Source organism: Halobellus rarus (assembly GCF_024494595.1).
Classification (GTDB): Archaea; Halobacteriota; Halobacteria; order Halobacteriales; family Haloferacaceae; genus Haloquadratum; species Haloquadratum rarum.
This window is the reverse complement of sequence record NZ_JANHDI010000002.1, coordinates 91,514-103,769: the sequence shown is the minus strand read 5'-3', so window position 1 is coordinate 103,769 and position 12,256 is coordinate 91,514. Positions and strand designations below refer to the sequence as shown.

General features: G+C 60.9%; 14 protein-coding genes. 6 read left to right on the top strand and 8 right to left on the bottom strand.

Features of this window, described 5'->3' with window-relative positions; genetic code table 11:
• Positions 1 to 42: 42 nt before the first annotated feature.
• The 4 genes from NO876_RS03695 to NO876_RS03680 form a co-directional block, all read right to left on the bottom strand.
• The gene (locus NO876_RS03695; protein WP_256420334.1) at positions 43 to 699 is read right to left on the bottom strand and encodes an RAD55 family ATPase; all 657 of its coding nucleotides are present in this window, start codon (positions 697 to 699) and stop codon (positions 43 to 45) included.
• Complete coding sequence (locus tag NO876_RS03690) at positions 696 to 1,364, bottom strand: response regulator (protein ID WP_256420333.1); 669 nt, start codon at positions 1,362 to 1,364, stop codon at positions 696 to 698. The genes NO876_RS03695 and NO876_RS03690 overlap by 4 nt, the downstream gene beginning before the upstream one ends.
• A 43-nt stretch (positions 1,365 to 1,407) precedes the next feature.
• A complete protein-coding gene (locus tag NO876_RS03685; protein WP_256420331.1) occupies positions 1,408 to 3,474 on the bottom strand; it encodes a PAS domain S-box protein in 2,067 nt (688 codons plus the stop codon).
• Positions 3,475 to 3,693: 219 nt separating this feature from the next.
• A complete protein-coding gene (locus tag NO876_RS03680) occupies positions 3,694 to 4,179 on the bottom strand; it encodes an Lrp/AsnC family transcriptional regulator (protein WP_256420330.1) in 486 nt (161 codons plus the stop codon).
• Positions 4,180 to 4,347: 168 nt separating this feature from the next.
• Here NO876_RS03680 and NO876_RS03675 point away from each other — a divergent pair, with 168 nt between their 5' ends.
• A complete protein-coding gene (locus NO876_RS03675; protein ID WP_256420329.1) occupies positions 4,348 to 5,184 on the top strand; it encodes a bacteriorhodopsin in 837 nt (278 codons plus the stop codon).
• 86 nt (positions 5,185 to 5,270) lie between these two features.
• Positions 5,271 to 5,603 carry an FUN14 domain-containing protein gene (locus tag NO876_RS03670; protein WP_256420328.1) on the top strand — a complete coding sequence of 111 codons (333 nt, stop codon included), beginning with the start codon at positions 5,271 to 5,273 and terminating at the stop codon, positions 5,601 to 5,603.
• Between the two features lie 30 nt (positions 5,604 to 5,633).
• On the opposite strand, the gene NO876_RS03665 is transcribed toward NO876_RS03670, so the two are convergent.
• On the bottom strand, positions 5,634 to 6,359 hold the full coding sequence (locus tag NO876_RS03665) for a ribosome assembly factor SBDS (RefSeq protein ID WP_256420327.1): 726 nt from the start codon (positions 6,357 to 6,359) through the stop codon (positions 5,634 to 5,636).
• 197 nt (positions 6,360 to 6,556) lie between these two features.
• Between NO876_RS03665 and NO876_RS03660 the strand changes: the two genes are divergently transcribed.
• Positions 6,557 to 6,745, top strand: a complete 189-nt coding sequence (locus tag NO876_RS03660) for a hypothetical protein (protein ID WP_256420326.1) — start codon at positions 6,557 to 6,559, stop codon at positions 6,743 to 6,745.
• A 58-nt stretch (positions 6,746 to 6,803) separates the two neighbouring features.
• Here the strand turns inward: NO876_RS03660 and trxA are convergent, their stop codons facing one another.
• Positions 6,804 to 7,142: a thioredoxin gene (trxA, locus tag NO876_RS03655; RefSeq protein ID WP_256420325.1), complete on the bottom strand. Its 339-nt coding sequence runs from the start codon at positions 7,140 to 7,142 to the stop codon at positions 6,804 to 6,806.
• A 176-nt stretch (positions 7,143 to 7,318) separates the two neighbouring features.
• Complete coding sequence (locus NO876_RS03650; RefSeq protein ID WP_256420324.1) at positions 7,319 to 7,990, bottom strand: 2,5-diamino-6-(ribosylamino)-4(3H)-pyrimidinone 5'-phosphate reductase; 672 nt, start codon at positions 7,988 to 7,990, stop codon at positions 7,319 to 7,321.
• Between the two features lie 130 nt (positions 7,991 to 8,120).
• Here NO876_RS03650 and NO876_RS03645 point away from each other — a divergent pair, with 130 nt between their 5' ends.
• A complete protein-coding gene (locus NO876_RS03645) occupies positions 8,121 to 9,146 on the top strand; it encodes a glycosyltransferase family 4 protein (protein WP_256420595.1) in 1,026 nt (341 codons plus the stop codon).
• A gap of 75 nt (positions 9,147 to 9,221) precedes the next feature.
• On the opposite strand, the gene NO876_RS03640 is transcribed toward NO876_RS03645, so the two are convergent.
• The gene (locus NO876_RS03640; RefSeq protein WP_256420323.1) at positions 9,222 to 9,626 is read right to left on the bottom strand and encodes a DUF7510 family protein; all 405 of its coding nucleotides are present in this window, start codon (positions 9,624 to 9,626) and stop codon (positions 9,222 to 9,224) included.
• Between the two features lie 146 nt (positions 9,627 to 9,772).
• On the opposite strand from NO876_RS03640, the gene NO876_RS03635 reads away from it, so the two are divergent.
• Complete coding sequence (locus tag NO876_RS03635) at positions 9,773 to 10,531, top strand: GNAT family N-acetyltransferase (RefSeq protein ID WP_256420322.1); 759 nt, start codon at positions 9,773 to 9,775, stop codon at positions 10,529 to 10,531.
• 293 nt (positions 10,532 to 10,824) lie between these two features.
• Positions 10,825 to 11,943 (top strand): hypothetical protein, encoded by a 1,119-nt coding sequence (locus tag NO876_RS03630; RefSeq protein ID WP_256420321.1) that lies wholly within the window; start codon positions 10,825 to 10,827, stop codon positions 11,941 to 11,943.
• Positions 11,944 to 12,256: the final 313 nt, after the last annotated feature.

Sequence of the window (12,256 nt, the reverse complement as noted above, 5' to 3'; positions counted from 1 at the left end):
TTCTTCGAGAACTGAGACGGAGTCAGGCTGTTAGCGGCCGAGTTAGAAACGCTCCCACGAGGTCGGTTTCCGTCCAAACCCGCGGACGCGGAACTCGGACTCCCCGGTCTCGCTCTCCCGCAACTCCACGATACCGTCGAACAGGCCGATCATCGTGTTGACGACCTGTGGATCGTGGCTGTCGGTGTTCAGTGTGTAGATGCCGAGCGCTCCCGTCGAACTGATGCGTTTGGTGTAGACGTGAAGGAACTTGAAGACCTTCTTGCTGCTCATATACTGCAACAACGTCGAGATCGAGATCAGCCCGTAGCGGAGGTCCGTAACCCCTCGGCTTTTGAACTGTTGGGACAGTTTCGCCGCGCCGATGCTGATACCCGTTAGATCGCTCGGCGAGGAGACGTTCTCCGTCATCGCGTTCAACAGTTCCTGCCCGTCGTTGCCGGACGTGTCAATGATGCCGACACGGCCACGGTCCAGCGCATCGACGTGCCGTTCGAGTTCGTTACAGATCGTCACTGCGCTGTCCGTCGTGATACAGAGAATCCCCTCGTCGGTTTCGTACCCGGTCGCGAGCAACTGCAGCGCGACGTCGCGCTTCCCGCTCATCGTCGGCCCGATGACGGCCACGTTCGTTCCCGGCGGTAGTTCGTCCAGCACGCCGCCCGGTAGGGGACCGCTCACGTCGTACGTGTCATTCATTCGTCATCCTCCGCTTCGTCGAACGCCGACTCGTCGTCCAGTTCGATGTCGTCGAAGTCGTCGGCGGCGTCCAGTCCGGTATCCCCAAAGTCGTCGTCCTCGAGATCGCGGATCGCACTCACAAACCCGATGTCCGAGCCCATATCTCCGAGGTTCTCGTCGGCGGCGGCGCGTTTCGTCTCGATCCGTTCGAGCAGATTCTGATACGCGTTGCTCCCCGCCAGTTCTTCCTCGGTCTTCTGCGTCTGAAGTGCGCCTTTCCGCGCCATCAGCGAGTGATACTCCTGCAGGGTGTCGCTGGCCGTCGTCCGGTCGAGCAACTGCTCGATGGTGTCGAGTAACTCCTGACGCTCCGGCGGTTTGGTAATGTATGCGTCGAACCCCATCTCGATCACGTCGAAGTCCGGTTCGACGGCTGTCACCATCACGACCGGACAGTCGATTCCCCGCTCCCGAATCACCCCCAGTACTTGCTCTCCGGACAGTTTGGGCATCATCCGGTCGAGCAACACGACGTCGACCGAGTCATCGATCGTCTCCAGGGCCTCCCGTCCGTCGTAGGCGAGGCGGACCTCGTACTGGCCCCCGAGCCAGAGTTCGTATCCCTCGGCAACGGACCGTTCGTCCTCAGCGACGAGGATGACCGGCTTGTCGTGATCCGTCATTCTCTCCCCGATTCGCACGGGCGACGGATTAGCGTTGCCGTCATCAGTGTTCACCCGCCAGCGACAGTTCGACGACGAAACAGGCGCCGCCAGCGCCGCTGTCTTCGATCCGAACCTCGCCGCCGTACTTCTCGATCATCACGTCGACGAAAAAGAGCCCGAATCCGGAGCCGGTCTCCTTCGCGTGAGACGTCTCCCCGCGCCGAAAGACCGATCTCTTTCGGTCGTCCTCGATCCCGACCCCGTCGTCGGCGATGCGTATCTGGACGGTGTCCGCCGCGGTCTCGACGGCGGTCTCGATCCGAAGCCCGTCGGTGTCGTTGTGTTCGAGACTGTTCGTGAGGACGTTGCCGAGGACGTCCGACAGCAACTCGTCCGCCCGAACGCGAACCTGGTCCGGGACCGCTGTCTCGAACGTCACCTCGGGGTACGCGTTCCCCAGTTCGTGGACTTTCCGACGGAGGATCGCCGACACGTCGATCGGTTCTAACCGGTGTTCCTCGTCGGGCGTGGCGAGCGTCTCGACGACCCGCCGGACTCGCTTCGTGACCTCCGTCGTCGTGTTACACCAGTCGACGATCGTCTGTGCGTACTGCGCGTGGTCGCCGTCGAGTTCATCGGCGAGCAGCTCCGCGCGCATCTTGATGACCGTCATCCCGTTCAGGACGTCGTGCCGCAGAATCGAGTTGAAAAACTCCATCCGCTCGCGCTGGCGTTGGAGCTCCGTCACGTCCATCGAAACGCCGATCACGCTCGTTACCTCGCCGTCCGTCCGAACCGGCTTGTAGTGTGTCTCGAACGTGATGTCGTCGAGCGTGGCGGTGTATCGGAACGACTCGCCCGAAAGTGCGCGTTTGGCAGCCGCGATTACGTGATCGTTCCCGGCGTAGGCTTCGAAGATCGTATCGCCGATCAGGTCGTCGGGTTCGAGCCCGAGTCTCGACAGCATCTCCCCGCGGACGTCCTGGAACACACCGTCTCTGTCGAACCGGTAGACGACGATCGGCGTGGCATCGAGGATGCTCAGTAACTCCTCCCGCTGATCGGAGACGTCCGTCGAGACGGCAGCGACACCGTCAGCGTACGGGTATACCTGTACTCTGACCCATCTACCGGACTCGTGCTGGTACTCGAAGGTCTCCGGGACACCCGTCTCCATCACCCGTTGGAACGTCCGTTCGACGACGGTGTCCTCCACCTCCGGAAGCAGATCCCTGATGTGGGTGCCCTGGATCTCCTCGACTGTTCGTTCGAGACGGTTCGCCAGTGCCTCGTTGCAGAAGGTGATCCGCCAGTCACTATCGATCGTGTAGTGTGCGTCCGGAAGTCGTTCGACGAGCTGTCGGTACTGTTTCTCCTGCTGGCGAAGCGCCCGTTCGGTCCGCTTCCGGTCGGTAATGTCGGTCACGATGCCGACAATCCGTCCGGCTCCGTCGACCGTCTCCTGCAATTCACCGCGCGCGTGAACCCACCGCTTTTCGCCGTCCGTCCGCTCGATCCGATACTCCGTCTGGAACATCTCGCCGCTCTCGATTGCGTTTTCGATAGCCGTCTGGACCGCCGAGAGGTCTTCGGGGTGGACCCATTTGACGAAGTCTTCGAACGTCCCCCCGAACGTTCCGGGTTCGAGTCCGAACAGCCGTTCCATACTCTCGGTCCAGATCACGGTATCGCTTGCCATATCCCACTCCCAAACGCCGGTATCCGTTCCGGCGAGCGCGACTTCGAGTCGTCGCTCGGAGGGGGTCGGTGCGGCTTCGTCCGTGGGGTCTCCGATCGAACTGATCGAAGAGACCAACCGGACCTGCTCACCTTCGGTAATCGTATCGAGTTCCATCGTTATCTCCCGTGCGACCCCAGAACTACCTTTCAGGAGCGTTTCCACCTGTTCGGAGTCACCGCTGAGAGCACGTTCGATCGCCCCCGTCAGTGCCGTTCCGTCCTGTGCGGCGATATCGAGGAGCGACTGTCCCTCGAGCGCCTGCGGATCGTCCCCAAGTGCGTCAGCGTATGCCGGATTGACCGCAGCAAAACGGGCAGTGTTCGGTTCGTGGACTGCGACTCTTGCTGCGGTTGCTTCGAAGACACGTTCGAAGAGAGGGTCGGCCATTATTGCTGTGAGTGACTCTGCCCCCAGAGTGTCATAGATGTTCGCCTCCCGTGGAATCCTGCACCGTGACTCACAGGCTCCCGCTTCTGATGCGGCGTCAAACGGAGTTTCACGTAACAATCTCTGGACTCACAGTTCGCACGTCTACAGTCGCAACCTGCGCGAGCGTTTAAGAGATAAGCGAGGCCATCGTCCCCGAACGGAAGGCGGGGTGGTGGTTCACTCGTCGCTCAATTCTTCTAAGAGCGTCTCCAAGTCGTAGTTCTGTAACGGCCGCGTGCTGCGTCTGAGCGTCGAAACGACGAAGGTCGAGTTCGTCCGGCGGACCTCCTCGATCGTCTCGAGGTCGGTGATGAGCCGTTCGACCATCTCCTGGTCCGGGAGGTGGGCGACGACGACGAAGTCGGTCTCACCCATCGTGAAATACGCCTGTGAGACGCCCTCGACGGCGAGGATCTTCTCTTCGAAGTCGTGGTGGGAGCCGTGGTAATCGGTGAGCAATTCGACGAACACCGTCACGCCGAGTCCGACCCCCTCTAAGTCGATGTCGTACAGGTCGTTCTCGATGATACCGGCCTCTCGAAGGTTGTTCAGCCGGTAATGGATCGTCGACACGGGGATGTCGGTCTCTTCGTGCAGGCGTTCGGGGCTACCGGTTCCGAGGTCCGAGATGGCCTTCAGCAGGCGGATGTCGCGTTCGTCCATACGTTAGTTGGGTGTCCTTTCGCGTCATATGGGTTGTATGTTGCGCCTTGGGAAGTCGAAATTCCGGTAATCGCAAGACGCGATCGCGAAACGATCTATTATTTTGGAGGAACTGAGATCTGGATCTGCTAAAAGATTTTTATCATATTGGGACATATTGATAGTTGTATGCTACCATCAGGCGCGGTAGGCGTGGTCAATATCCTGCTGCAAGCGACACAGAGCGATGCGTTCTCGCAGATCCAGGGGGACGCGCTCCTCAGTTCGTCGCTGTGGGTGAACATCGCACTGGCCGGCCTCTCGATCGTCCTCTTCGTGTACATGGGTCGGAACGTCACGTCCCAGCGCGCCCGTCTGATCTGGGGGGCGACGCTTATGATCCCGCTCGTGTCGATTTCGAGCTATCTCGGGCTCTTGTCCGGACTCACGGTCGGGTTCATCGAGATGCCCGCCGGGCACGCCCTCGCGGGTGAAGAGGTGATGAGCCAGTGGGGACGGTATCTCACGTGGGCGCTCTCGACGCCGATGATCCTCCTCGCGCTCGGGTTGCTCGCCGACGTCGATACTGGGAGTCTGTTCACGGTCATCACGGCCGACATCGGGATGTGCGTGACGGGTCTCGCGGCCGCCCTGACGACCTCTTCGCTCCTGTTCCGCTGGCTGTTCTACGGAATCAGCTGTGCGTTCTTCGCCGTCGTCCTGTACGCCCTGTTGACGACGTGGCCGAAGGCGGCGGCCGAGGCCGGAACAGACGATATCTTCGCGACTCTCAGACTCCTGACGGTCGTACTGTGGCTCGGCTATCCGATCATCTGGGCTCTGGGCATCGAAGGGCTGGCGCTCGTGCAGTCGGTCGGTCTCACCTCGTGGGGCTACTCCGCTCTCGATATCCTCGCGAAGTACGTCTTCTCGTTCCTGCTCCTCCGGTGGGTGGCCGCGAACGAATCGATCGTCTCCGTGGGCGCTAGCGGTTCGCTTTCCGGAGCATCCCCCACTGACGACTGAGTCGACTCCGCACTGAACGACACGCACACCGACGGTCGTGGTTCAGCCTCCACAAACGACTTATACCACGGGGGAAGAGTTCGGGTATGTTCGACCCGTTACAACTGTCGCTGGATCCGACGCAACTCGGCCTCGAATTCGGAAGCGGCGCAGTGATCGGCGGGATCATCGGCTTCGCGGCGAAGAAAGTCGCCAAAATCATCGCGGTCATCGTCGGCCTGGAACTGGCGCTCTTCAAATTCCTCGAATCCCGCGGCATCCTCACCGTGGACTGGGAGCGACTCTCGGCGGGCCTCGTCAAGACCACGCAGGGGGCTGCTGACGGGACACCGCCGGACTGGATCTCGACGATCCTCTCGACGCTGTCGATCTCGGCGGGGTTCACCGGCGGCTTCCTGGTCGGTTTCAAGAAGGGATAGTTCGGTCCCGCTGCCGCGTCCGGCCGGCGTCTAACGCGTACTGAGTTCGTCTTTGTCCTTGAGGATCCGCGTCTCGGCCTCGCCGGAGGTGTATTCGTTCACCATGTCGTAGAAGTCGTTCTGCATTCCGGCCGGGAACGTCACGACTCCGACCCACGAGCCGTCGGGTTGCCACTCCTCGCGTTCGAGGTCGCCGTACTCGCGGACCTGCGCCTGCGTCTTGCCGGCGTGGTCCGCGGGGATCTGGACCGCGACGGTCACCTCGTCGAACCGGATCGGGATGACCGGACGCAGCGCGTCGAGGGCGTCATCGACCTGTGACTCGACGGGCTCCATCGGATCGACGCGGAAACCCGCCTCTTCGAGCGCGCGCTCGATCCGCTCCGGGGGGTGCGGCGCGTTGTCCATCTGTGGATTCACCGCGTTTCGAGCGATCCGATTGATCAGGTTCTTGCGCTTCTGCTCCTGCATCTCCCGGCGCTGTTCGGCCGTGATCTGGATCTCTCCCCGGCGGACGACCTCGGGGATGATTTCGAGGGGATCGGTCGTTCCGAATACCGTTTCCAAGTCCTCCTCGGCGGGGCGGTCACCGCGGGAGGCGTCCTCGAAGACGTCCTCGGCGGCGATCACATCTTCGAGCTCCCCCTCGAACTCGTCTCGCTTGATTGCGAGAGCGGCGTCGGGGTCGACGAGCACCTCGAACCGCTCGCCGTGGGATTCGAGTCGCGCTGTCACGGCTTCGTCAAGTGAGATCATACCGTCTCTTTCTTCCTCCGCGGTAAAAAGCCCTCCCCGACGCGGCCCCCCAGCGTGCACGCCGACCGGCGGGAAGCAACGACCGTCGAATATCCCGGTCAGAACGTGGAGCAACACAGGATTAACGAGTGCTTACGTCCCGCGTGGGAGTGCTAATTCACGATTAACTATACCGGTAGAAGATGGACCGTCTTAGTATGTCGCAGGTCTTCGATGCAGACTCGGACGCGGACGGAGAGTACCTCTATCACGTCGTCTGTCACGACTGCCCGACGGAGTCCGTCTCCCAACGCGCCTCCGAAGCCGAGAAACGACTCGACGAACACCGTACGTCGACCGGACACGACATCGAGGTCGCGCAGCTTCCGAACGAACGGAACACGTAGTTCGGGACCTCAGTCGCGACTGAACGCCTCTTACAGCTGTCGCGGGCGAGTCGAAAACTCAGTTCGAGAGCTGTTCGATGATTCCGAGGAGGTCGCTCTTGTCCTGGACGCCGACGACGCGTTCGGCGGCCTCGCCGCCCTTGTAGAACTCCAAGGTCGGGACCGAGCGGACGCCGGCGTCGCGGGCGATGTCCTGGTGTTCGTCGATATCTACCTTCAGGACGGCCGCGTCGGTTTCCGCCGCGATCTCCTCGACGGTCGGCTCGAGCATCTTACACGGACCGCACCAGTCCGCGTAGTAGTCGACGAGGACGACGTCGTGTTCGCCGAGGAGTTCTTCGAGGTGCGCTGCGCTCTCGACGTGGATGGGGGCGCCGGTCGCTTCGGGTGTACTCATACACACACCTATTGGCGGGAGCCTCTTACCTATTTCGAGGGTTGGAACGGCCGTCGCACGACCGGCTCTGGCGGCGTTTGTGACCGGTTACTCGTCAGATCGACCGGCGTCGTGGGGTGCGAAATCGTATTCGAACCACGATTAACAGAACCCATCGAGCTTCTAGCCCGTGATTATTACCGCTCGGACCGTCCCACGACGTCGTACTGGAGGAGCACGCCGTCGTCGACGCGTGTCACGTCTCGCAGCGACAACTGCGGGAACGACTCGACGAACCCCGGTCCGTCGGCAGGGGTCGGTGCCTCCCGGCCGCCGATGACGAGCGATCCCACGTACAGCGAGAGTTCGTCGACGAGCTCCGCCTCGAACAGCGAGTAGATGATCTCCCCGCCGCCCTCGACCATCAGCTCCCCGACGCCTCGCTCACCGAGCTTCGAAAGCGCTTCGGGAAGCGCAACCCGCTCGTCGCCGGCGACGAACACCTCGGCCCCCGCGTCGGCGAGTGCCGCCCGTCGATCCGCCGTCGCTTCTCCGGCGACCACGACGTAGGTCGTCGCCGCGTCGTCGAGGACTCGCGCGTCGAGCGGCGTGCGGCCGCTGGAATCGACGACGACGCGGGCGGGGTTTCCCGCATCGCCGCGCGTCTCGCCCTCGCGGGTGGGATCGTCGAGCGTGAGGTGCGGGTCGTCGGCGAGCACCGTCCCGACGCCGACGAGGACGGCGTCGCTCGCCGCGCGGAGCCGATCAACCCGAGCGAAGTCGTCGGGACCGCTGATTGTCACCTGTTCGCGCCGGCGCGTCGACAGCTTCCCGTCCGCGCTCGCGGCGGCGTTGACGACGACGTGCATATCTCGGTGTTCGGGTGGGTCCGGGAAGCGAATTTCGGTGCGGCTGTCGGGGGAAACTGTGACGAAAATACGGATAGAACTTATGTGCGAGAGGGTGAACTATCGTCATAAGATGTCGCCGAAAGTCCTGATGCTCGGATGGGGGTTCCCGCCGAACGTGAGCGGCGGGCTCGATACCCACGTCGGGGAACTGTTCGACGGGATGCGAGAGCGGGGCCTCGACGTCGAGCTCGTGCTCCCGTCGGAGTACGCACCCGACGACCGGGATGGAATCGTCGGCGTCCCGACGGGCGACGGCGACATCATCACCCGCGTCGGCCGGATGAGTTCGACGTTCGCCGAGCGCGCCGAGGAGGCCGATATCATCCACACGCACGACTGGTTCGGGTACGGACCCGGGTCCCGCGCGAAGTCGAGCACGGACGTCGAGTGGGTGACCACGTTCCACTCGCTGTCGACCGATCGGAACCTCGACCCACCGAAGCGTGAAGTCGAGACCGAACGGCGGCTCGCCGAACGCGCCGACCACCTCATCGCGGTCAGCGAACTCACCGCGGCCGACGTCAAGGAACAGTACGGCGGCGATTGCGAGGTCATTTACAACGGCTTCTCCGAGTGCGAAACGACTGGTCGAGACTACAAATCAGAGCTCGAGATCGACGGCGAGATGCTGTTCTTCGTCGGCCGCCACACCGATCAGAAGGGGATCGCCCACCTCGTCTACGCGATGGAGAAGCTCCGGCGCGACGACGTGACGCTCGTGATGGGCGGGTCGGGCCACCTCACCGACCAACTGAAGCGGTTCGCGGAACTGCTCGACGTCGACGACCGAATCGAGTGGGTCGGCTACGTCCCCGAGGAGGAGCTCGGTGACTACTACGCGTCGGCGGATCTGTTCGTCTCGCCGTCGCTCGCCGAGCCGTTCGGGATCACGATCACCGAGGCGCTCTCGGCGGGGACGCGCGTCGTCGCGACGAAAAGCGGCGTCAACGAGGTCCTCTCGGAGGACTGCGTCGTCGAGGTGACGCCGGACTCGACGTCGATCGCCGAGGGGATCGAACGCGGCCTCGCGCTCGAGGAACCGCCGGAGTACGAACCCATCACGTGGGACGAAGTGGTCGACGAGACGGTCGCGTTCTACGAACGGATCGCGTGAGCAGTCGATACCGCCGTGCGGTCCGAGTGGGTCGACTGCGAGCAGGTCGGTACGGACGCGTCGAGTCCGCCCGCCTCATCGCAGAACGCGAACGTCGGTCACCGGTTCCGGGTGGCGGATCCGGTAGCCGTCGGCCGTCGGGACGAGCCCCTCGCTCGGCAGACTCTGTCTGGCCGCCTGATACGGGCTGTCGCTCTCGATGCCCTGGTACGGACTGTCGCGCTGCGTCCCGCGGTACGGACTGTCGTCGTGTGCTCCCTGATACGGGCTGTCTGTCGACCGTTCGGCCTCCCGCCGGAAATCCTCGGGCGGCAGATAGATCCGTTCGCCGGACGCCGAGCGAACTATCACGGCGGTGTCGCGGTCGCCGCGCATCGCGATCACAGTCTCGCCGTCTTCGATGTTCACCGTGAAATTGACCCGCCCGTCCCGCCTCTCGGACTCCAGTGTCTCCGTCTCGCTGCTCTCGCGTGCACCCATAGGAGATGGATTATTCGGAACCCACTTATAGATCGGCCGTAACCGTGACGGTTCGATAACAAATCCGGCGGCTCGTGATCAGTCTTTATCGGTAACCTGTATATGTGGCCCCCGAACGTCAAGTAGTGGGACGACGAACGGGGTGTATGGACGTCCGTGACGCAACGACCGAAGACGTCGACGAGATCCGACGGGTCGCGACCGAGTCACTACGCGCCTCGTACGGTCACGCCATCGATGAGGAGACGATCGCCGCGGCCGTAGAAAAGTGGTACAGCACTGACTGGCTGACGAAGGCGCTCGGGGACGAGCAGGAGGTCTTCGTGCTCGCGGTCGAGGACGGGTCCGTCGTGGGGTTCGCCCAGAGCGAGATATCGGACGGGCGGGAGACGGTCGGCTACCTCGATTGGCTCCACGTCGTACCCGAACACCGCGGCGGCGGTATCGGATCGCAGCTCCTCGCGCGGCTCAGACAGGAACTCGTCGCGGCGGGCGTCGACCGACTGGAGGGGCGCGTCCTCACCGAGAACGAAGAGGGAGTCGCCTTCTACGACGAGCAGGGCTTCAGCGAGGTCGGTGAACGGACCGTCGAAATCCGCGGACAGGCGTTCTCCGAACGGGTGTTCACCACGTTCCTCGACGGTGAGGAGGAGACCGACTCCGGGCTCGCCCGCCGGCAGACTGACGACGAGACGACGGTCTACGTCGCCTACGACGAGTCGATGCGGGGCTCCGACTCGCCGTTCTTCGCGGTCTACCTCGACGAGGAACAGACGAAACGCTACGGATGGATGTGCGGTGCCGACGAGAGCTTCGACGTCGCGATCGACACGATGGAACGACTGGAGTGCAACGCTTGTGGCAACCGGCGCAAGCCCGTCCGCTGGGACGCCGCCTATCTCTAAGACCCACCTTTTTGTCGCGGTGGGTTTCCTCGCTCGCTGCGCTCGCTGCGGGAACCCACCGCGCAAAAACCTGGAGGGAAAAATGCCGCCGACATCGCGGCCTGCGGCCGCTCGTCGGCGGTGAACCGCTCGCTCACTGCGTTCGCTCGCGGATACTCAAGACAGGTGATCAATCGGCTACACGGGGGATTTTGTGAACTAAAAATGGGATGACAACTGTTCTATGACACCATCTTTCTCAGCTACTCTATTCTCCACGAAAACTACTTGTAACTGTTAAATTATGTGGCTATATGAATACACTTCTACTTTCATCGGCCACGATAGTTCTATTATTTCTATTAATCGTGAATTGGAAATTTGCCATAGTTTCCGCTAGCTTTGTAGCTATCTTTGCCTATTTCCTCGGTCCCCAATCAGCACTCATTCTACTTGTCGGGTATGGTGCGCTTCTACTATTTATTGAAGCGGGAACCGCTTTGTTCGTAGGTATAGTCTTGATCGGACTTTCTTCTCTGGTAGGGTTGAGACTGGCGATCACCATTTTAGTCTTCGTAGCTGTCCTTCTGTCATTCTTACTGGTCCTTGGACTCTCTGAGGGCCAGAAATCACAAACAAAGGGTATCACAGATTTTGGGATATTATTGCTCTCTGGACTATTGTCCAGTGTGTCTACATTTGTCAGCAGAATTGAAGCAGTCGGTACGCTTCCTTCGCCACGACAGTTATTCAAAAAGGTATTTTCGTGGTTTCCAGGTGCGGATTTCACGAGAGAAGTTAGGGAAGATTTCGTGCAACGAGGTGCCTCATACGTGCGGAAAGGTACAGTTGATGTGAACAAATCGCCTGAAAGACTTGCCAACGAAGTCCGGGCAGCTCATAATAATGCGGGTCAGCTTCTATCCGATGGAGAAGCAAACATCGCTCTACTTCTAGCTATAATTAGCTTGTTCCCGTTCTTACCGGAGAACCTGTCACCTCCTCTGTGGCTTACTCCTCCCGAGTGGGCAGGTATCGTCCTTTCCGTAACGATCCTCTTCGGTGTTAGTTTCCGAGACGCGGCATTAGACGCGGTTTTATACCACGATGTTTCAGCGAGTGAGGGTCAAGAGCGACTCGTGGTGATGTCCGACTGGAATCAATACCTATCTAATGGGTCGAAAGTTCTTCGAGCCATCGCACTGCTAAGAGGGATGCGGGCTATCAGTACAACTGCATATGATCACTACTTGGACTGGGTGCTTGGGGAATCAGTCAAGGGAGATGGGGCCAGTACCATTGGTTTGGTCTCCCAATGGCGTGAACTCGCGTGCTTTGTCAGGGCGGATCGACAAGAAATATCGCCGTCTAAAGCCAGCAAACAGCTGTTTAGCGAGGATATTTTTGAGGAGTCCAGCAATACGGAGACGTGATATCTTCGGTTCGCTATTACTCATTATCAGACGAACGCTGAATCACATCGGTTCGTCATCTACTCAGGATCTGTCAGGAGCGAGCTGCTGAATATAGAGTATCTATCAATCACTGGTTGTAGAACAGAATGCCCCGTCGGAAGCTTCGTGAGTGGAGAAGTGGAAAGTCGAGGGCCGTATCCCGATGTATGCCACCGTGCAGTCTCCGTGACTGTGATCGCCTGTGAAAATAAAAGAATCTGTCATTCCATCGTCAAGATCTACTGTGATCGTGTATTGATCCACACGGTCGCTCCACGCGTCGTCTATAGTG

What these genes read in the sequence shown, in the direction of transcription:
- NO876_RS03695 (WP_256420334.1), bottom strand. Translation starts at nt 699, where the DNA reads ATGAATGACACGTACGACGTGAGCGGTCCCCTACCGGGCGGCGTGCTG.
- NO876_RS03690 (WP_256420333.1), bottom strand. Translation starts at nt 1,364, where the DNA reads ATGACGGATCACGACAAGCCGGTCATCCTCGTCGCTGAGGACGAACGG.
- NO876_RS03685 (WP_256420331.1), bottom strand. Translation starts at nt 3,474, where the DNA reads ATGGCCGACCCTCTCTTCGAACGTGTCTTCGAAGCAACCGCAGCAAGA.
- NO876_RS03680 (WP_256420330.1), bottom strand. Translation starts at nt 4,179, where the DNA reads ATGGACGAACGCGACATCCGCCTGCTGAAGGCCATCTCGGACCTCGGA.
- NO876_RS03675 (WP_256420329.1), top strand. Translation starts at nt 4,348, where the DNA reads ATGCTACCATCAGGCGCGGTAGGCGTGGTCAATATCCTGCTGCAAGCG.
- NO876_RS03670 (WP_256420328.1), top strand. Translation starts at nt 5,271, where the DNA reads ATGTTCGACCCGTTACAACTGTCGCTGGATCCGACGCAACTCGGCCTC.
- NO876_RS03665 (WP_256420327.1), bottom strand. Translation starts at nt 6,359, where the DNA reads ATGATCTCACTTGACGAAGCCGTGACAGCGCGACTCGAATCCCACGGC.
- NO876_RS03660 (WP_256420326.1), top strand. Translation starts at nt 6,557, where the DNA reads ATGTCGCAGGTCTTCGATGCAGACTCGGACGCGGACGGAGAGTACCTC.
- trxA (WP_256420325.1), bottom strand. Translation starts at nt 7,142, where the DNA reads ATGAGTACACCCGAAGCGACCGGCGCCCCCATCCACGTCGAGAGCGCA.
- NO876_RS03650 (WP_256420324.1), bottom strand. Translation starts at nt 7,990, where the DNA reads ATGCACGTCGTCGTCAACGCCGCCGCGAGCGCGGACGGGAAGCTGTCG.
- NO876_RS03645 (WP_256420595.1), top strand. Translation starts at nt 8,121, where the DNA reads ATGCTCGGATGGGGGTTCCCGCCGAACGTGAGCGGCGGGCTCGATACC.
- NO876_RS03640 (WP_256420323.1), bottom strand. Translation starts at nt 9,626, where the DNA reads ATGGGTGCACGCGAGAGCAGCGAGACGGAGACACTGGAGTCCGAGAGG.
- NO876_RS03635 (WP_256420322.1), top strand. Translation starts at nt 9,773, where the DNA reads ATGGACGTCCGTGACGCAACGACCGAAGACGTCGACGAGATCCGACGG.
- NO876_RS03630 (WP_256420321.1), top strand. Translation starts at nt 10,825, where the DNA reads ATGAATACACTTCTACTTTCATCGGCCACGATAGTTCTATTATTTCTA.